Source organism: Winogradskyella sp. 3972H.M.0a.05, from assembly GCF_040493455.1.
In the GTDB taxonomy this organism is placed as follows: domain Bacteria; phylum Bacteroidota; class Bacteroidia; order Flavobacteriales; family Flavobacteriaceae; genus Microcosmobacter.
In genome coordinates, this window is the sequence record NZ_JANFDA010000008.1 from 57,958 (window position 1) to 77,043 (window position 19,086).

Here is a 19,086-nt window from a genome sequence, read left to right on the forward strand (position 1 = left end):
AAACAAACTTAAATTGTTTTTACTTATTGTACAACTTTTGTTTTTCCGCCAAGATGTTGACAATCGTATAACGTTTGCATAGACTCAAAAGGTACCTTAGACTTATTATACATGTAGGTTCTAGCCAATTCTTTGGATAAGTTATGATCATCAACATTGACTTCGACATCTTTCATTGTAAACTGACATGGATGTTCATAACCAGCAGCATGAGTAATCTCTAAAAGCTCTTTTTTGAATGTCTTAAAATATTGCGCCAAACGCACAGATTTTAATGTAGGATCAATACCATTCTGTAACCATTTGCTCTGAGTTGCTACACCACTTGGGCATCTGTTTGTATGACATATCTGCGCCTGAATACAGCCAATACTGAGCATTGCTTCACGAGCCACATTGATACAATCTGCTCCCATGGCAAAGGCCATAGCTGCTTTAGCTGGGAAACCTAACTTCCCACTACCAATCCAAACAACACGATCAGCAAGTCCTTTATTTTGAAATAACTTATACAAATCACTAAAACCATACACCCAAGGCAAGGACACATGGTCGGCAAAGCTTGGAGGAGCAGCTCCGGTTCCACCTTCACCACCATCAACAGTTATGAAATCTGGGCCTTTATTCGTTTTTAGCATGATGTCGGCTAGCTCTTGCCATTGATCTAGTTTTCCTATTGCAGCTTTAATTCCGACAGGTAGCCCAGTTTCTTCTGCAATAGCTTCAATAAAATCAACCAATTCAGGAACGTTAGAAAACGCCTTATGGTTAGGAGGAGAGAGCACATCTTTACCAACTTCAACACCACGTATTTTAGCAATTTCTGGAGTAATTTTCTTTCCAGGTAAGACACCACCTTTTCCGGGTTTTGCACCTTGTGATAGTTTCACTTCAATAGCTCTTATAAATGGATTCTCTTTTACTAATGCCTTCATTTTTTCCATAGAAAATCCGCCATCATCAGCTCTCACACCAAAGTATCCAGTTCCAAAATGAAATACAACATCGCCACCATAGCTGTGATACGGCGACAAACCACCTTCTCCTGTATTGTGATAAGCGTCTGCCATATGCACGCCTTTATTGAGTGATTCTACTGCTTTTGCAGATAAAGAGCCAAAACTCATAGCAGAAATATTAATCACAGATGCAGGTCTATATGGTCGACGTCGCTTATTATAATCACCAATAACCTTAGCACAAGGTAGAAAAGACATGTCCTTAGTGTTTGGATGCGCTTTCCCAATTTGATAAGGCATCATAGCATTATTGATAAAAATATGCTGATGCGCATAGATATCTCTATCTGTACCAAACCCTTCGTAATTGTTTTCTTTCTTAGCTGAAGCATATATCCAACCACGTTCAATTCTATTGAAAGGCAATTCCTCTCGGTTATTGGCAACAAAATATTGTCGTATCTCTGGACCAATACTCTCAAATAAATATCTGATATGTCCAATAATAGGGAAGTTGTGCGTTATAGTGTGCTTTCTCTGTATAACATCTCTTAGCGCCAAAATAGCTAAAGCTATAAGTATCCACATCCACCAGGATATTTGGCCTAAAACATCTAGTACTGCATCCATTAATTAATTGTTTAAGAAATCGAAAGTAATTTGTGTCATTGCTTTTACACCAAGTAACATGCCTTTATCATCTATTTTGAAATCTGGTGTATGGTGCGGATAAGGTTCAGTGTTTCCTGGTGTCATTCCACCTAAAAAGAAAAAGAACCCTGGAACAATTTCCTGATAATACGAAAAATCCTCACCACCTGTAGTTGCTTTCCTTAGCCTTACATTTTTAGCGCCAGCAACCTTTTGAAGACTCGGAAGCATTTGGTCCACTAAGTCATGATCATTGTATGTGATTGTTGTATTATTTTGAAACTCAATAGTAGCTTCACCACCATAAGCCTTAGCAATAGTTTTGGTCATTTCGGTCATTCTACGAATAATCAAGGCTTTCATATCAGGATCCAAAGTCCGAACAGTACCGATCAATTCAGCACTTTCAGGAATAACATTAAATCGTGTTCCAGCAGTGATTTTTCCAACAGTAATTACTGCAGCCTCGTCTACTAATTTAGACTCTCTGCTCACTATGGTTTGTAAACCATCAATAATTTTTGCTGAAATCAAAATAGGATCAACACCAAGCCAAGGTCTTCCACCATGAGTCTGCTTACCCTTCACGTTAATCACAAAACGTTCTACAGAAGCCATAATGCCACCTTTTTTATAGTAGATAGTACCAACGTCGTAATTCGATCTTATATGAAGTCCAAATATTGCATCAGGCTTAGGATTTTCTAAAACACCTTCTTTGATCATCAATTTAGCGCCACCTTCTTCTCCAGGAGGAGGGCCTTCCTCAGCAGGTTGAAAAATAAACTTTACAGTCCCTTTAATTTTATCCTTGTGCTTAGATAATACTTCAGCAACACCCATCAATATTGCAGTATGCGTATCGTGTCCACAAGCATGCATAACGCCAGTTTCTGTATTCAAAAAAGTAGTCCTTACTTCAGATTTAAAAGGTAAATCATTACGTTCAGTTACTGGTAAAGCATCAATGTCTGCTCTAAGTGCTATCACTTTTCCAGGCTGATCTCCTCTGAGTATTGCAACAACACCAGTTTTAGCAATACCAGTTTGCACTTCTAAATCTAAGCTTCTTAAGTGCTCCGCTATTTTCTCAGCAGTTTTGTATTCTCTATTGGAAAGCTCAGGATATTGGTGAAAATGATGTCGCCATTCTATCACTTTTTGTTCTATATCAATAATATCTTGCTCAACACTGGTTTGAGAATAACAAAGCGTTGAGATAAAAACCAAAGGCAGAAGTAAAGATTTCATGATGAATAAATAAGCGTTGAAAAATTCAGCTAAAGATAACCAAATTTGAGTATCAAAAAAGGTTTCTAATTGTTTATAAATATTCAAAAATCTGAACCCTAAAACAATTAACATTAGTTATTTTTAAGCCTTCAAAATTTATTACGACTTGGAAAAGTACTTAAGCCAACTAAATGACGCACAATTAGCTCCAACTTTACAAAAGGATGGGCCTATGATTGTGATCGCAGGTGCAGGATCTGGAAAAACTAGAGTGCTTACCTACAGAATTGCTTATTTAATGAGTCAAGGTGTAGATGCATTCAATATTTTGGCACTAACATTTACTAACAAAGCAGCTCGCGAAATGAAAGAGCGTATTGCTCAAATTGTTGGTGATGGTGAAGCAAAAAACCTGTGGATGGGAACATTCCACTCTGTGTTTGCTAAAATCCTTCGTTTTGAAGCAGATCGTTTGGGTTATCCAAGCAATTTTACCATTTACGATACTCAAGATTCTGATCGACTTATATCTTCCATTATCAAGGAAATGAACCTAGATAAAGATGTATATAAGTATAAACAAATTCGATCTAGAATCTCTTCATATAAGAATAGCTTAATAACTGTTAAGGCCTATTTCAATAATCCAGAGCTTATAGAAGCAGATACTGCTGCGCGTCGTCCTCAGATGGGGAACATCTATAAAAACTATGTGGATCGATGCTTTAAAGCTGGAGCAATGGATTTTGATGATTTACTTTTGAAAACCAATGAGCTTCTGACACGCTTTCCAGATGTGTTAGCAAAATATCAAGATAAGTTTAGATACATTTTGGTTGATGAGTATCAAGATACCAATCACTCTCAGTATTTAATTGTAAGAGCTTTGTCGGATCGTTTCCAAAACATTTGTGTTGTTGGAGATGATGCACAAAGTATTTATGCATTTAGAGGTGCGAATATTAATAACATCCTGAATTTCCAACGCGATTATGACGACGTGAAAGTCTTTAGACTGGAACAAAACTATCGTTCCACCAAAAACATTGTCAAAGCTGCTAATTCAGTCATAGATAAAAACCAAACCAAGCTTGATAAAGTAGTTTGGACTGCAAATGAAATAGGAGAGAAGATCAAAGTACATCGTTCTCCAACCGATGGTGATGAAGGGCGTTATGTCGCAAGTACAATTTTTGAAGCTAAGATGCAAAAGCAACTCAAGAATAGTGATTTCGCAGTGCTTTACAGAACTAATGCGCAATCGAGAGCTATAGAAGATGCACTTAGAAAACGTGACATTAAGTATAGAATTTATGGAGGATTGTCTTTCTACCAAAGGAAGGAAATCAAAGATGTATTATCATATCTAAGATTGATTATCAATTCTGCTGATGAAGAAGCTCTAAAACGTGTTATTAATTTCCCTGCTAGAGGTATAGGACAAACGACTATCGATAGGCTTGTTGTTGCTGCAAATGGTTACAATCGCTCCATTTATGAAGTGATGCAGAACATCGATAAAATTGATATCAAAATCAATTCTGGAACTAAAGCAAAACTTCAGGACTTTGTAACGATGATAGAAAGTTTCAAAGTGATGAACCAATCTGCTAATGCTTTTGAACTGGCAGAGCATGTTACTAAAGTGTCTGGTTTGATTAAAGAGTTTGGTAAAGATGGAACTCCTGAAGGTATTACCCGAATGGAGAACATCGAAGAACTACTCAATGGTATCAAGGATTTCGTAGAAGGACAGATAGAAATAGCTGATGCCGAAGGCTCACTCACAGAATTCTTAGAAGACGTAGCTTTAGCAACAGACTTAGACAATGAAAAAGGAGATCCAAACCATGTGGCTTTAATGACTATACATTTAGCAAAAGGATTGGAGTTCCCTTATGTATTCATAGTTGGATTAGAGGAAGATTTGTTCCCAAGTGCAATGAGTATGAATACCAGAAGCGAGTTAGAAGAAGAGCGACGCTTATTCTATGTAGCGCTAACCAGAGCTGAAAAACAAGCTTATCTCACATACACACTGTCTCGTTATCGCTGGGGAAAACTTATTGATGCTGAACCAAGTCGCTTTATAGAAGAAATAGATGATGAATTTTTAGATATCATCACACCAATTGAAGAACGTCGTTTCAATCCGATGCTCGATGCAGATATTTTCGGAGATGTCGAACCCAATAAAGTAAGGTTCAAAAAACCTACACCTCGCAATACAGCTAAACAGCGTGCTGAAAAGTTTAAAATAAGCACACCTAAGAATCTTAAGAAGATTTCAGATACGAAAACAAACACTAACCTATTTGATAGCAAGTTAACAGTAGGTAATGTTGTTAACCATCAGCGATTTGGTAGAGGAGAGGTAATTAAGATTGAAGGTAAAGGTTCGGATATTAAAGCCGAGATAAAATTTGAAAACGGAGGAAATAAAAAGCTACTGCTTCGATTTGCAAAACTTGAAGTGATTAGCTAAACAATAATGATATGAAAGTTATTTCGATGATACCTGCACGTTACAGTGCATCTCGCTTCCCGGGCAAATTAATGCAAAACTTGGCAGGTAAGTCTGTGATCTTACGTACTTATGAAGCGACTGTAGCGACCAATCTTTTTAGTGAAGTCTATGTGGTTACTGATAGTAATATCATCTATGATGAGATTGTAAATAATGGAGGTAAAGCCATTATGAGTATTAAAGAGCATGAGTCTGGTAGTGATCGAATAGCTGAAGCAGTTGCAACTATTGATTGTGATATCGTAGTCAATGTACAGGGTGATGAGCCATTTACAGAACGTGAAAGCCTAGAGAAAGTACTCAGTGTCTTTCATGATGATCCCAATAAGGATATAGATTTAGCTTCTTTAATGGTTCAAATTACGGATTGGGATGAAATCAAGAATCCAAATACGGTTAAGGTTATCGTAGATCAAGAAAACTTTGCGCTATATTTCTCTAGGAACCCAATTCCATACCCAAGAGATGAAAATGCTAATGCAAAATATTTCAAGCATAAAGGCATATATGCTTTCAGAAAAGAAGCTTTATTAGAGTTTACAGAATTACCAATGCAGTTTTTAGAAGCTAGTGAAAAGATTGAATGCCTACGCTATCTAGAATATGGTAAGCGTATAAAAATGGTAGAAACCAACGTACAAGGTGTAGAAATTGATACTCCTGAAGATTTGGAACGCGCTAAAAAATTATGGAAGTAATGAGTGATTTCAATAACATAAAAGTCATAGGATTTGATGCTGATGATACGCTTTGGGTCAATGAAACCTATTTCAGAGATGCTGAAGTAGAATTCGCCAAGTTATTGTCATCTTATGAGACCATGAACAAAATCGATCAGGAATTGTTCAAGATGGAAATGAAAAACCTTCCATTATATGGTTATGGTGTAAAAGGGTTTATGCTATCCATGGTAGAAATGGCCATAGAATTATCTAATGGCAACGTTTCAAACTCAACCATAGAAGCGATTCTAAATATTGGTAAAGACATGATCAATAAGCCTGTAGAATTGCTTGATGGCGTTACGGAAGTTTTAGAAACATTGCATGGAAAATATAGACTTATAGTGGCTACAAAAGGTGATTTACTGGATCAGGAACGTAAGTTAGATAAATCCAACCTCGACAAATATTTTCATCATATAGAAGTCCTTAGCGATAAGAAAGAGGATAATTACGAGAAGTTATTAAAGCATTTAGATATAAAGCCGTCCGAGTTTTTGATGATAGGAAACTCCTTAAAGAGTGATATTTTACCATTGATTAATATAGGCGCTAGCGCTATTCATGTTCCGTTTCATACCACATGGGCACATGAAACTGTAGATGAAGATGCGATTAAGGACAAGGGTTATAAGACTGTAAAACAAATAAAAGAGATTCTACCACTTTTAGTATGAAAGTTTTAGATATAGATAACTGGAGTAGAAAACAGCTTTACGAGCACTTTACACGTTTAGCAGATCCTACATTTGCTGTTACAGTGAAAGTAGATGTTACTGCTGCTTACGATTATGCCAAGGCTAAGAAGGTTAGCTTTTTTGGTAAATATTTGCACGATTGCATAAAAGCGATAAATGCTGTTGAAAATTTAAGGTATCGAATTATAGATGATAAAGTTGTTTTGTATGATACTATTCATGCTTCAGCGACAATCATGAGAGAAGACAAAACATTTGGCTTTTCATTTATAAATTATGATGAGGATTTATTAGTCTTTTTAAATAACCTTAAGCTTGAAAAAGAGCGCATCCTATCAACAACGGACTTATATCCGCCAGTAAATAGCTTAGATTGCATACATTGCTCTGCAATACCTTGGATAGCATTTACGGGACATAAAGAACCTAGGTCTGGACAAGTAGAATCTGTACCAGAATTGGCATTCTCTAAAGTAGAATTAGTCGATGGAAAGCGAATGATGAATGTCGCAATTAGTGTAAACCATGCATTAGTAGATGGTTATCATGTTGGGTTATTTTTTGAAAAGTTTCAAAATAATCTTAATTCATTAGAATAAAAGAACGAAGTTTTTATTTTTGTTAAAGAAATAATTTAGATGACGTATAAAAATTATCCTATGGTGTCCAGAGTTGTTTTTGGACGCGGAAGTTTTAATCAGCTTGGAGATATTTTAGAACCTAAGCGATTAAATGAAAGGGCACCATTTATTTTCCTGGTGGATGATGTTTTTAAAGGCAACTCTTGGCTAACGTCTCGTATCCCATTAGCATATGATGATCAGATTCTATATATCTCTGCAGATGAGGAACCTAAGACGTCTCAAGTAGATGAATTGGTAGAACAAATTATTTTATCTCACAAAGACAGACCTTCTGGAATTATAGGCATAGGAGGAGGGACTATTTTAGACTTAGCCAAAGCTATTTCTATAATGCTCACTAACGAAGGTGAAGCTAAAGACTACCAAGGGTGGGATTTAGTAAAGTATCCTGCTGTTTATCATGTTGGAGTACCAACAATATCTGGTACTGGCGCTGAAGTATCAAGGACGACTGTACTTACTGGGCCAGAAAAGAAATTAGGTATCAATTCTGATTATACGCCTTTCGATCAGGTGATTTTAGATCCAGAACTGACTAAGGATGTTCCAAAAGACCAATGGTTCTACACAGGAATGGATTGCTATATCCATTGTATAGAATCACTAAATGGAACTTACTTAAACGCCTTTAGTCAAAGTTATGGAGAGAAAGCTTTCCAATTGTGTAAAGAGATTTTCATGGATAATGATTTATCCGAAAAGGAAATGCAGGATAAATTAATGATGGCCTCTTGGCATGGTGGAATGAGTATTGCTTATTCTCAGGTTGGTGTAGCTCACGCTATGAGCTATGGACTATCGTACTTATTGGGTACCAAGCATGGTATTGGTAATTGTATCGTTTTTGATCATTTAGAAGAATTTTATCCTGAAGGTGTAAAGCTTTTCAAAGTCATGAAAGCCAAACACAATATTCAACTTCCACAAGGTATTTGTAATGAACTTGATGATAATGAATTTGATATCATGATTGATATTGCATTGAGTTTAGAGCCACTTTGGGAAAATGCACTTGGTAAAGGATGGAAACAAAAAATTAGTCGCGAAAAGCTATTATCTTTATATAAAAAGATGTAATGCGTTGGCTGGCTAAATTTATCTACTACAAACTTCTTGGCTGGAAAATTACGGGGAATTCAAATTTCTCAAAAGATACTATAAAAAAATGTGTCATCATTGCCGTGCCTCATACGAGCTGGCACGACTTCTATATTGGAGTTTTATTGCGAAAAGTAGTTGGCGTTAAAACGAATTTTATTGCCAAGAAAGAATTATTTGTGTGGCCATTGGGCTGGTACTTCAGAGCTATTGGTGGCGCATCAATCGACAGAACTTCTGGACAGAATAAAGTTGAAACTATAGCTAATCTTTTTCGCGATAAAGAGGAGTTTAGATTAGCTTTAGCTCCCGAAGGTACTCGCAAGAAAGTGGAGCAGTGGAAGACAGGATTCTATTATATCGCTAAGGCTGCTAAGGTTCCTATTATTATGTTCACTTTAGATTTTCAAAATAAGCAAAACCACATCTCAGAGCCGTTTTATCCAACTGATAATACAGAGGAAGATTTTGAGTTTATGCATGCTTTCTATAAAGGTGTAAAAGGAAAAGTCCCTGAATATTCTTAATGATGACTCCAGGAATCTTCATCATCTTTGTTCATGGGAGATAGTCCCAATATTTCATTATCAGTATTCACTCCCAATCCTAACACAGTTCTATTTGCATAATTAAAATAGGAGACGACTTGATTTACTTCTAATATTTCCCCATCAGAAATTCCCTTTTCCTTGAGTAAGTCAATATCACTTTTATTTATTTCTGAAGCTTGTAATGTGAGCTTTTTTGCATAATTGCTTAAGGCTAGTTGTTTATCATCTAATACCTTATGAAGCGTATCTTGTTCTATACATTGCTGAATTTGTGCTGCTTTGGAATCATTTTGTAAAAAACGTTTCATTCCTGAAAAATGATGTAAATAGCAATAGTCACACTTATTAATATAACTGGTATAAGTTCCCAAAAGCTCTAAGAACCAATTGGGGAATGTATTATTCGCATGATGTAAAGTATTCTTATAAATACTCATATGCCCAGTAAGTGTATGAGGTCTAAGACTGTGAATGCTTAGTACATTATCTATTTGTCCATTTGGACCTTTAATTTTCTCATAAATCGTTCTTAGCTTACCTGTAGCTTCTTCAAAAGGAATTACTTTAATCCAACTCATTATGTTCTGTCTTTTAAACGATAAACAAACTTTAATCCGCTCCAGTCTTCATCTACAGCAGCAACTTTTATATCTACTAATCCTATAGATAATAAATGTTCTCTAACGGGTTCTCGCTTTAAGTCTGTAACGATTTTAGAGCTTCCTTTTGGCCAGCTTATCCATAATGCTCCATTTTGCTTTAGAGAAGATTTATATGTTTCTGCTATGCTTGTTAACTCTTCTTTTGTTTTGCAAAATATGTGAATGAAATCAGCAGATTCTGGTGTTAACTCATCCAATTCTACCAGATTTTCTGGAATAATGCTAAACAAGTTAAAATAATGCTTTGGTGCATTATACAGTAGTATTTTGAAATCAGGTTTTATGCCCAACTTTTTTTCTAATGGAGTTCCAGAGTATCCAGGGTTTGTCATAGGTGAAGAGCTTTCGCCTAAGGTACAATTTTTTCGTTATAGCGCTTTATCCTTAAAGGGTTATGGCATAGATATTGTATATAATATAATGAGTAAATGTAGAATGAAACATAAAGTAAACTATAATAGTCCCTAAAAAGAAACATTCACACTTGCTATTAATCAAGAGCTACTCCTTACGTCAGTATTTGAGTAGCTTTTTGATTTGATGAAGGTGTCAAAACTTTCGCTTTTCAAATTTATCTTTTTCATCATCTTCGTCATCTTCGCTTAAATTACCTGGAAAAACTAAAGAGGTACTTGCAAACGTGGTTCCGAAGTTGACATTAGCATAGTACACTTGACTTATTGCGTCTTGTACTTGTTCTTCAGTCAACTCCCGTAAAGGATGAATAAATGTCGACCATAGAATGTTATCCGAAATCGCATACTTTACATCTAATGCAGTATGAAAATTTGCGACCAAAGCCGCTTGCATTAAATCTTTATCTAGACGTTCAATTTCTATAATTGGAGAAATGATTCGCATTCTATTGTTTGTAGAATCTGTTAACGATATCATGGTTACATCTTTAATCTTTAACTGCCAAGCGCCAGGTTGCCCTTGGATAGTATCGCTTACTGAGCTAAAAATCTCATTTAGTTTTTCATTTGTCATATTTTGAGAAGTAATAATTGGTGTTACAAACAGGCTAAGGATGAAGAGAACTTTTTTCATAATTATCAGATTTATATGTTAAGTCGATAGTATTAACCATACTTACAAAAAAAGAGCTGCTAATGTTATATTAACAGCTCTTAGTATATCACTTAGAAAGAAATATTATTTTACTTCTTTTAATGCATTGTCAATTAAAGTTCTTAAGTGTTGTTTATGCGCTTTTGAAGCTACATTCCCTGAAGGTGCAGCCATAGCTCTAACTCGCTTAAGATTGTATAATGCCATAGACTTAGCATTATTAGTATATCTAGCACTCTGTCTTCCGGTTAGCATTCCGATTAACATATTCGTGTATTCTAACTGTAAATTTTGTCTAAATGAATTTACATTTCCATAAATATCGGCATTGAAGATAGCTGCATTTAAATCAGACATATACTGAGATAGCGTATATTCATTTCCATAAAGCTCTGAATCTGTGATACGCTGCAGTGTATTATTATGTAAGATGTGTCTAAGGACATTTCTCTGGTACGATAATACTTGAGCATGAATTTTTGGATCTTCTGGAGCTCTAAAGAAATTGTAGCCTCTACGTTGTAGTGCTAAATAATTATAAAGATCACTTGGAGCACTATACGCATCTGGAGCAAAACAATACTTCGCTAAAGCGTTCATAGCACGTTTTTGATCTTCACGACTAACAGGAGTATAAGGTTGTTTTCCGCCTGGTTGTCCAACCATAGCTCTATCAACATAAACACCTCCAATAAATCTTGAAATAACACCTGTTGCAATACTACGCTGTCCACTCAAAATGTAGTAAGCTCTTCTTAGCTCTTGGTAAGACTCACCAGATTTAGAGAATTTATTTTTGACGTCACCCATCAATTCATTAACCATTTCTATGCGATCGATAGAATAACCAATTTGATCATTAGATAAATCACCTATCATTACTCTTGGGTCAATAGCTTTACCTGGAGCTCTCATATCATCAGCATCATTTCCAAAAATAAGTTCTGGCTGTGTTGACTTGCTTAGTAAAGCATTACGTTCAGCATTTGTTCTAAAAGGCGTATATCCGAACTGTATCGCCCAAACATCGTAAGGTCCAACAGAAGTATCATAAAACTGTCCTTGTTTGCTTCTGTCCTTAGTTAAGTTAATACCTGCATAATCCATTACTGAACCTGTAAGGCACTTTCCTTCAATCAAGTTAGCATTGGCTAACTCTTCAGGAGACCAAAGCTGACTAGCTTTCATATTATGGTTTAATCCAAGTGTATGTCCAACTTCATGCATGATTAAAGCTAACATAGCTTCTTTTTTCATACGCTCCATTTCTAAGTCATCTGCATTGGCAGCCGCTAATACAGCTTGACCAAACATAGTATTTTCGTGCATTACTTCACCAGCAGAACAGAATAATGTATTATTTCTTAAGTAATCATCAGGGTTGAACTCTTTAGCATCTGCTGATAAATCGAATAGTTTATCATACATTACACGATTAGTAAAGTGAACATATTCTAACATGATATCAGCTCCCAGTATTTGTCCAGTTCTTGGGTTAACAAAACTTGGACCATAGCCACCAAATGGAGGGTTAGGAGAAGACGTCCATCTCAATACATTGTAACGAATATCTCCAGCGTCCCAATCTGCATCATCTGGTTGCATTTTTACAACCATGGCATTTCTGAATCCAGCTTTTTCAAAAGCTTTATTCCATTCTAGTACACCTTGTCTTATCGTTTCTCTCCATTCAACAGGTGTAGAGTTTTCCATCCACCAAACTATTGGTTCTACAGGCTCTGAAATTGCTGCGCTTGGGTCTTTTTTCTTTAAATGCCAGCGGTGTACTAAATCTCTGTAAGGTACAGAGCCCGTTGCAGTTTGGTCTGTAACTTGAGTCATAAAGTACCCAACTCTAGGGTCATCCAAACGAATTTCATAATCGTTATCTGGCATTGCAATTAAACTATGGTAAACTGTTACACTTACATTTCTACCATCTGTAACAGCAGCTGAACCACCATTGAGTACAGAAGGCTTAGAGTATACATAATCTACAGCTAAATCTGTATTCTCAGGGTAGTTTCTAATATTATTAACCTTTGTCTTAAACTTGTCTAAATTTCCTAATGTAAAAGATACTGGAGATTGCCCAGGAAAGCGAGGAGGCTTAACTTGAGATAATGTCTCTTTTAAAAAGATACCATCTGCCTTTATCAGATACAATCCTTTCTCTTTATCATGAGCTTCTATTTTGGCACTTGCCATGATGCCCTCAGAAATATTAGCATCTTTAGATTTTGAAATCGCATTATCTGGGTCAAAATAAAATGACGTATTCTGTGTAGCAAATTCTATCTTATCGAAATACTTCTTCACTTTGAAGACTTTCGATCCTCTATACGAACCTCTAAATGCGCCAGCATCTACAACACCATTGGCAATTTGGCTAAAGTGTATAAACTCTTTACCTAATTGGTCTTCGGAAATGACCATTTGAAGACTTCCATTAACAGTATCTTGGTAAATCGTGAATAACCCTTCAATTTTTTTGCTCTTTTTAACTAGATCGGCTATGCTTTTGCCTTTATTCTTCTTTGGAGGAGGAGCGGGAGCTTCAGTCTTAGCGTCTTTTTTTCTTTTCTTCTTTTTCCTTTGGGCTTCAGCTTGTTGTGGCATCATAAAGGCGCACAATAATAGCATTAAAAAGATTTGCCTCAAAGCAATCATTCGTTTGGTTTTCATAGTAAAAAAATTATTTAGTAGTACTTTAAATCTTAGCTTGTAAGTTAGGAAATAGTATAGGAGCAATATCACTAAAAAATGTTAAATATAGTTTTAGAACTCTAGAGCCAGAGTTTTATTGCAAAAAGATCTAAGAATTAGATTCAAATTTATCTAATAAATGATTGGTTTGTTGTTGCAATTTGGATTTAAAAAAAGAAGTGCCGCCAAGTAACCAGCCTTTAAAACCTATGGCTTGACTTGCCCATTTATGCAGACTGAAGGTATCTATATGCTTTACTATCTTTCCATCTTTGAAAGTAAAAACAGCATCTATCTTGTTATGAACTTTTCGCCCTGTTTTGCTGAAATTATAATGGGCTTCCCAATGTGCAGAAGCTATATTACCATCTTCAGTAATATCTGAAACTTCTATTTTGAAAGGCTTTCCTTTTTGTGCATTAGACAACATCCTCCACATATTCTTTGCGCGCTCTCCATGTAAAGTCCCAAAAGCTGGATCTTCAAAAACTATATCATCATGATAGAAAGACACCATAGTATCAGCATCTCTATCATTAAAAGCCTTGTAAAAATTTTCTATAACTGTTTTCATTGTCATAAATATAATGTTTTGTCTTTATAATTGATATTTTTGGGTTCATGAATGTAGATATCGATCAAAGCTGGAAACTTCATTTACAAGAAGAATTTGATAAACCTTATTTTGAGGAACTAGTCAGTTTCGTAAAATCAGAATATACAAGCACAAAATGTTTTCCTCCTGGAAAGCAAATTTTTAATGCATTTAATCATGCTCAATTCGACAATGTTAAAGTAGTTATTATAGGGCAGGATCCATATCATGGTTATGGACAGGCTAATGGTTTATGCTTTTCAGTAGCGGATGGTATAGCACATCCTCCTTCACTAATTAATATACTAAAAGAGCTGGAATATGATTTAGGCCATGCATATCCAAAAAGCGGTAATCTAGAATCATGGGCAAAACAAGGCGTATTATTGCTAAATGCTACACTAACTGTTCGAGCCCATCAAGCGGGAAGTCACCAAGGTAAAGGATGGGAACGCTTTACGGATTCTGTAATACGGACAATATCTGAGAAAAAACAGAATGTAGTTTTTGTACTTTGGGGTGGTTTTGCCAAAAAGAAAAAACAATTAATAGATACTAATAAGCATTCTATTTTAGAATCTGGACATCCATCTCCATTAAGTGCAAACAGAGGGTATTGGTTTGGAAACAAACATTTTAGTAAGATTAACTACCAGTTGGAGCAAGCTGGCTTGACGCCAATTGCCTGGAAGCTAGAGTAGCCTTCTTTGTTCTTACTACATGAGGTTTCTTCGTAGGTCTTTTAGTCGTTTTGTTGCAACTAAATATAAGGAGTAAGAAATTTAGGGCAACTAAAGACGCTAAGATTAGAGTAATTGTCATTATCATATTAGCACATTTATTAGAGTAAAACTCTTACATTGGGTTATAACAAATGTAACTAAATTTTTGACATATAGAAATTTAAGCTAAAAAATAATCGTTTGGTAATGAATGGTTAAGGCTAAATTAACTTATGAACAAGGTCTGAGAATTCTGCTTTTTTTGGGATAATATTTAACTCAAATAATGTCTTTTGAACATTTTTAATTGTGGTTTTATCAATATTCGATTGAGACCATTCTGTAATAGAAAGCCACTCCTGTACATCTTCTAATTCTTGGTCATAGCGATTAGCAATAGTACGGTCAATGCTAGGAATACTCTTAAACTCAGACGTTGTGTTATTTATAATATCTAAGATGATTTTTAAATCTTCTGGTTGATTTTCAATAAACTCGTTTCTCACCGCTATTACAAAACATGGCCATGGGGTAGGACATTCATCAATTCGTCTAAAGACGCCATCATCTACGATAGGTTTTGTGGTGAATTTTTCCCACATAAAATAATCAGCTTTTCCATTGGTAAGCCCTTCTACAGCACCATTTAGGTTCTTAATAACTTCAAAATTCAGGTCTTTTTCTAAATTCCAAGCATGGTTTTCTGCATTGATATAAGCCATTAAATGAGACCCGGAACCATATCGGCTTATAGCTGCTTTCTTTCCTTTAACGTCATTAATAGTTTTATAATCGGAATCTGCAGCAACATGAATGCCCCAAATTAGAGGGGATTGTACAAATGTCTGTACTATTTTACTAGGGTTACCATCTATAATATCTTTGATAATACCCTCTGTAAGAATAACAGCGAGGTCAATTTCACCGCTTCTTAAAGCTTTGCACATCGCTCCAGTTCCACCATAGTAATCTTTCCATCGCAAATTGATGCCTTCATCTTTGTACTCACCATTCTTTAATGTCAAATACCAAGCTAGATTAAAATGTTCTGGAACGCCTCCAATGTTTACAATCTTCATGTGCTAATTCTCCAATATTTTTTCAAGTGTATATTCTATAAGCTTGTCTACAGCATCTTTAGGGTTACTGCTAAATTCTCCTAAAGCTCTATTAGCAATAATGGCATTCATTGATAATGCATTATGTCCTAAAAGCTTAGATAAGCCATAAATCCCAGCAGTTTCCATTTCAAGATTAGTAATGGACAAATCATTGTAATTAAAACTAGCAAGTTTGTCGTTAAAATCAGAATCCTTTACATCTAAACGCAAAACTCTACTTTGAGGACCATAAAAGCCAACGTTCGTAGCTGTAAAACCTGTTATGGTCCTATCTGAACTAATTTGCTGTAGAAGATTGTGTCCACAAGACACCACATAAGGATCGGACTTCTTAACATCCCAATCAAGATGTGTTTTGAGCGCATTAGATATCTCAAATTGTTGTACATGATTACTTTGGTAGAAATGAAGTAAACTATCAAAACCACAACCATATTCACTAATCAAAAATGAATCTAGTGGAATGGAATCTTGAATAGCTCCAGAGGTTCCAATCCTGATTATATCCAATGCGGTAAGATTATCTTTTATTTCTCTTCGTTCTAAGTCAATGTTGACAAGAGCATCCAACTCATTCAAAACGATATCGATATTATCGGTACCAATTCCAGTTGAAATTACAGTTAGTCTCTTATTTCCAATGGTTCCAGTCTGTGTATGAAACTCTCGCTTTTTGATCTTTAATTCAATAGTATCAAAATGCTTAGTGACAGAATCTACACGATCTGGGTCACCAACAGTAATTATGGTATTAGAAATATGTTCTGGTCGTAAATTGAGATGATAGACACTTCCATCTTCATTTAAGATTAACTCGGAAGCTTTAATAGGCATTTATAACGGTTTTTATAAGCTTGTTTTCAGATTTACTAAACTGGTAGTCTAATCGTTGAATACCTCCATAGTAAAGATTATTATTTACTTCTGAAGTAACATTGTAATGCGATAACAGGGCTTCATGACCTTTTCTATTCAGTGTTATAGCACCTTCATTCTCATCAAAGAAAATAGATACTTTGTTGATGATACGATCGAGTTGAAGGTCTCCATAGCCATAATAGCCTTGATAGTTAAGGATATAGCCCAACAAATGATGCCTAGACTTCACCTCATTATCTCTTAGAATAGCCAGAATATTTGCTTCGATACTTCCTAAACCACTTGCCGAATCTGGAAAACGCTTGAGGTGCGCTTTCAAGCAATTACTAAGATATTTAAAGGATGAGTTTTTAGTAATATAAGGTCGTAGAAGATTATGGTCTTTACCACAATAAATCCTCCAAATGGTAACTGCCAAATCTACATCATCGGCACTTAGTAAAGCTTTTTGCTTGTAATGTTCTAATAATTGTTCTGGAGTCAATTCAGCAAGTCCTTTTAAATCTTTTTCACCTTCAATTCTTCCGCTACACACCAAGTACAATGGAAGTTCAACTCTTTTCGATTTCAATAGACTAAGAACTCCAATGAGGTTGATGTGACAAAATAAGTCATATTCAAACCATAACACTATTTCTGAATAGTCTTCAATATTATTGAGTTTTTCAAGCTCACTATCATATTCATCTCTATCAATTTCAATATCATAGTATGTGTTGAAAAATGACTTTCGTATATCAAAAAAGGCCTCAGAATCAATATTTGAAATTGTAGGCCCTTCACAAAGCATTTCTTGCCAAGTAATAAAATCTCCCTGAATATCTAACTCAGTTAAATAATCTGTAAGGCTATTGCCATTAGTAATATGAAGTGATTTTTTGGTATTCATCCTCCAACGCGTTTTACATTAAACCCTTTTTCTTTTAAAATAGTCATGATTTGATCTCTATAATCCCCTTGGATTATGATCTTTTCGTCCTTGAAACTACCTCCAACACTGAGTTTAGTCTTTAACTCTTTAGCTAAAGCCTTAAAGTCTTCTGTAGCTCCATTATAACCTTCAAGAATAGTAGTAGGCTTACCTTTACGCTTTTCGTATTTACAAATGATAGGCTCATCTTGTAACCAAACGTTAGAAGAATTTGGGATATTGTTAGTGTCTTCTGATTCTACATGATCAGGAAACAAGTTTTTGAGCTGATCTTTTAAATCCATTATTTCTTAATAAGACCTAATTCTACAAGTCTCTCATTCAAAAACTCTCCTGCAGTGATATCTTCATAAAGTTTTGGATTGTCTTCATCCACGCAGCTATCTAAAACATCTAATTTCATACTGCTAATTGGATGCATGAAAAATGGTATTGAATATCTGGAAGTTCCCCAAAGTTCGCGCGGTGGATTTATTACTCTATGTATCGTAGATTTTAGTTTGTTATTGGTATGTCTAGATAACATATCTCCAACATTAATCATAAGCTCATCTGGCTCAGCAATAGCATCTATCCAGTCTCCTTGATGGTTTTGCACCTGTAGTCCTCTTCCTTGAGCCCCCATTAATAATGTAATAAGGTTGATGTCGCCATGAGCAGCAGCTCTAACAGCGTTTTTTGGTTCTTCTATAATAGGTGGATAATGAATTGGTCTAAGTATAGAATTACCATTATGAATGTATTCATCAAAATAAGTTTCTTCTAAACCTACGTATAGTGCTAAAGCTCTTAAAACATATCTAGCAGTTTTTTCGAGCATTCTATACGTTTCTTTACCAACTTTATTAAACTCTGGTAATTCTTCAACTGCAACATTATCAGGATACTCAGCTTCTAATTCAGGGTTGTTTTCTACATATTGTCCAAAATGCCAGAACTCTTTTAAATCACCTTCTTTCTTTCCTTTTGCACTTTCTTTCCCAAAGGAAACATAGCCACGCTGACCTCCAATACCAGGAATCTCATATTTGCGCTTTACATCAACTGGGAGCTTAAAAAAGTTTCTTACCTCTCCATAAAGCCTATCAACTAAATCATCATCTAAAAAGTGTCCTTTTAGTGCTACAAAGCCAATTTCTTCATAGGCTTTACCAATATCATTTATAAATTTTTGTTTTCTATTGTCGTCTCCAGATAAGAAGTCTCGAAGATCGACACTTGGTATTCTGTCCATTATGATTCGAATTATTAGGTGTAAGGATTACAAATGTACAAAAGTTTACTTATGTGCATAAAGCTTATGGTAATCCTATTTT

The 19,086-nt window shown here is 35.3% G+C and carries 19 protein-coding genes; 7 read left to right on the forward strand and 12 right to left on the reverse strand.

Translation table 11 applies throughout. The features are described 5' to 3' along the window. Positions 1–23 precede the first annotated feature (23 nt). Both NCE97_RS14275 and NCE97_RS14280 read right to left on the reverse strand, forming a co-directional pair. A complete protein-coding gene (locus NCE97_RS14275; protein ID WP_353779960.1) occupies positions 24–1,589 on the reverse strand; it encodes an FMN-binding glutamate synthase family protein in 1,566 nt (521 codons plus the stop codon). 3 nt (positions 1,590–1,592) lie between these two features. Continuing rightward, positions 1,593–2,861: an amidohydrolase gene (locus tag NCE97_RS14280; protein ID WP_353779961.1), complete on the reverse strand. Its 1,269-nt coding sequence runs from the start codon at positions 2,859–2,861 to the stop codon at positions 1,593–1,595. A 148-nt stretch (positions 2,862–3,009) separates the two neighbouring features. Here NCE97_RS14280 and NCE97_RS14285 point away from each other — a divergent pair, with 148 nt between their 5' ends. Genes NCE97_RS14285 through NCE97_RS14310 form a run of 6 tightly spaced genes read left to right on the forward strand, consistent with a single transcriptional unit; the run spans position 3,010 to position 9,059 of the window. Next, complete coding sequence (locus NCE97_RS14285; RefSeq protein ID WP_353779962.1) at positions 3,010–5,328, forward strand: ATP-dependent helicase; 2,319 nt, start codon at positions 3,010–3,012, stop codon at positions 5,326–5,328. A gap of 11 nt (positions 5,329–5,339) precedes the next feature. Then, positions 5,340–6,068 carry a 3-deoxy-manno-octulosonate cytidylyltransferase gene (gene kdsB, locus NCE97_RS14290; protein WP_353779963.1) on the forward strand — a complete coding sequence of 243 codons (729 nt, stop codon included), beginning with the start codon at positions 5,340–5,342 and terminating at the stop codon, positions 6,066–6,068. Then, positions 6,059–6,769, forward strand: coding sequence for an HAD family hydrolase (locus tag NCE97_RS14295; protein ID WP_353779964.1), 711 nt, complete (start codon positions 6,059–6,061; stop codon positions 6,767–6,769). The genes kdsB and NCE97_RS14295 overlap by 10 nt, the downstream gene beginning before the upstream one ends. Further along, positions 6,766–7,389, forward strand: a complete 624-nt coding sequence (locus tag NCE97_RS14300; RefSeq protein ID WP_353779965.1) for a CatA-like O-acetyltransferase — start codon at positions 6,766–6,768, stop codon at positions 7,387–7,389. The genes NCE97_RS14295 and NCE97_RS14300 overlap by 4 nt, the downstream gene beginning before the upstream one ends. 39 nt (positions 7,390–7,428) lie before the next feature. After that, the gene (locus NCE97_RS14305) at positions 7,429–8,511 is read left to right on the forward strand and encodes an iron-containing alcohol dehydrogenase family protein (protein ID WP_353779966.1); all 1,083 of its coding nucleotides are present in this window, start codon (positions 7,429–7,431) and stop codon (positions 8,509–8,511) included. Further along, a complete protein-coding gene (locus NCE97_RS14310; RefSeq protein ID WP_353779967.1) occupies positions 8,511–9,059 on the forward strand; it encodes a 1-acyl-sn-glycerol-3-phosphate acyltransferase in 549 nt (182 codons plus the stop codon). Before NCE97_RS14305 ends, NCE97_RS14310 begins: the two co-directional genes overlap by 1 nt. Here the strand turns inward: NCE97_RS14310 and NCE97_RS14315 are convergent. From NCE97_RS14315 to NCE97_RS14335, 5 genes are all read right to left on the reverse strand, one after another. Then, a complete protein-coding gene (locus NCE97_RS14315) occupies positions 9,056–9,661 on the reverse strand; it encodes a peroxidase-related enzyme (RefSeq protein ID WP_353779968.1) in 606 nt (201 codons plus the stop codon). The genes NCE97_RS14310 and NCE97_RS14315 overlap by 4 nt on opposite strands. Then, entirely contained in the window at positions 9,661–10,077 is a 417-nt protein-coding gene (locus NCE97_RS14320) for a DUF3052 domain-containing protein (protein ID WP_353779969.1), read from the reverse strand. Before NCE97_RS14320 ends, NCE97_RS14315 begins: the two co-directional genes overlap by 1 nt. A 217-nt stretch (positions 10,078–10,294) precedes the next feature. Then, entirely contained in the window at positions 10,295–10,795 is a 501-nt protein-coding gene (locus NCE97_RS14325; protein WP_353779970.1) for a hypothetical protein, read from the reverse strand. A gap of 105 nt (positions 10,796–10,900) precedes the next feature. Further along, positions 10,901–13,501, reverse strand: coding sequence for a zinc-dependent metalloprotease (locus NCE97_RS14330; RefSeq protein WP_353779971.1), 2,601 nt, complete (start codon positions 13,499–13,501; stop codon positions 10,901–10,903). 130 nt (positions 13,502–13,631) lie between these two features. Next, positions 13,632–14,102, reverse strand: coding sequence for a nuclear transport factor 2 family protein (locus NCE97_RS14335; RefSeq protein WP_353779972.1), 471 nt, complete (start codon positions 14,100–14,102; stop codon positions 13,632–13,634). 41 nt (positions 14,103–14,143) lie between these two features. Between NCE97_RS14335 and NCE97_RS14340 the strand changes: the two genes are divergently transcribed. Continuing rightward, on the forward strand, positions 14,144–14,818 hold the full coding sequence (locus NCE97_RS14340) for a uracil-DNA glycosylase (protein WP_353779973.1): 675 nt from the start codon (positions 14,144–14,146) through the stop codon (positions 14,816–14,818). Between the two features lie 242 nt (positions 14,819–15,060). Here the strand turns inward: NCE97_RS14340 and NCE97_RS14345 are convergent, their stop codons facing one another. Genes NCE97_RS14345 through NCE97_RS14365 form a run of 5 tightly spaced genes read right to left on the reverse strand, consistent with a single transcriptional unit; the run spans position 15,061 to position 19,004 of the window. After that, positions 15,061–15,918, reverse strand: coding sequence for a substrate-binding domain-containing protein (locus NCE97_RS14345; protein WP_353779974.1), 858 nt, complete (start codon positions 15,916–15,918; stop codon positions 15,061–15,063). A 3-nt stretch (positions 15,919–15,921) separates the two neighbouring features. Further along, positions 15,922–16,794 carry a nucleoside phosphorylase gene (locus NCE97_RS14350; RefSeq protein ID WP_353779975.1) on the reverse strand — a complete coding sequence of 291 codons (873 nt, stop codon included), beginning with the start codon at positions 16,792–16,794 and terminating at the stop codon, positions 15,922–15,924. Beyond that, positions 16,784–17,728, reverse strand: a complete 945-nt coding sequence (locus tag NCE97_RS14355) for a DUF1835 domain-containing protein (protein ID WP_353779976.1) — start codon at positions 17,726–17,728, stop codon at positions 16,784–16,786. Before NCE97_RS14355 ends, NCE97_RS14350 begins: the two co-directional genes overlap by 11 nt. Next, on the reverse strand, positions 17,725–18,054 hold the full coding sequence (locus NCE97_RS14360) for a translation initiation factor (RefSeq protein WP_353779977.1): 330 nt from the start codon (positions 18,052–18,054) through the stop codon (positions 17,725–17,727). Before NCE97_RS14360 ends, NCE97_RS14355 begins: the two co-directional genes overlap by 4 nt. Then, positions 18,054–19,004, reverse strand: coding sequence for an isopenicillin N synthase family dioxygenase (locus NCE97_RS14365; RefSeq protein WP_353779978.1), 951 nt, complete (start codon positions 19,002–19,004; stop codon positions 18,054–18,056). The genes NCE97_RS14360 and NCE97_RS14365 overlap by 1 nt, the downstream gene beginning before the upstream one ends. Between the last annotated feature and the right edge of the window lie 82 nt (positions 19,005–19,086).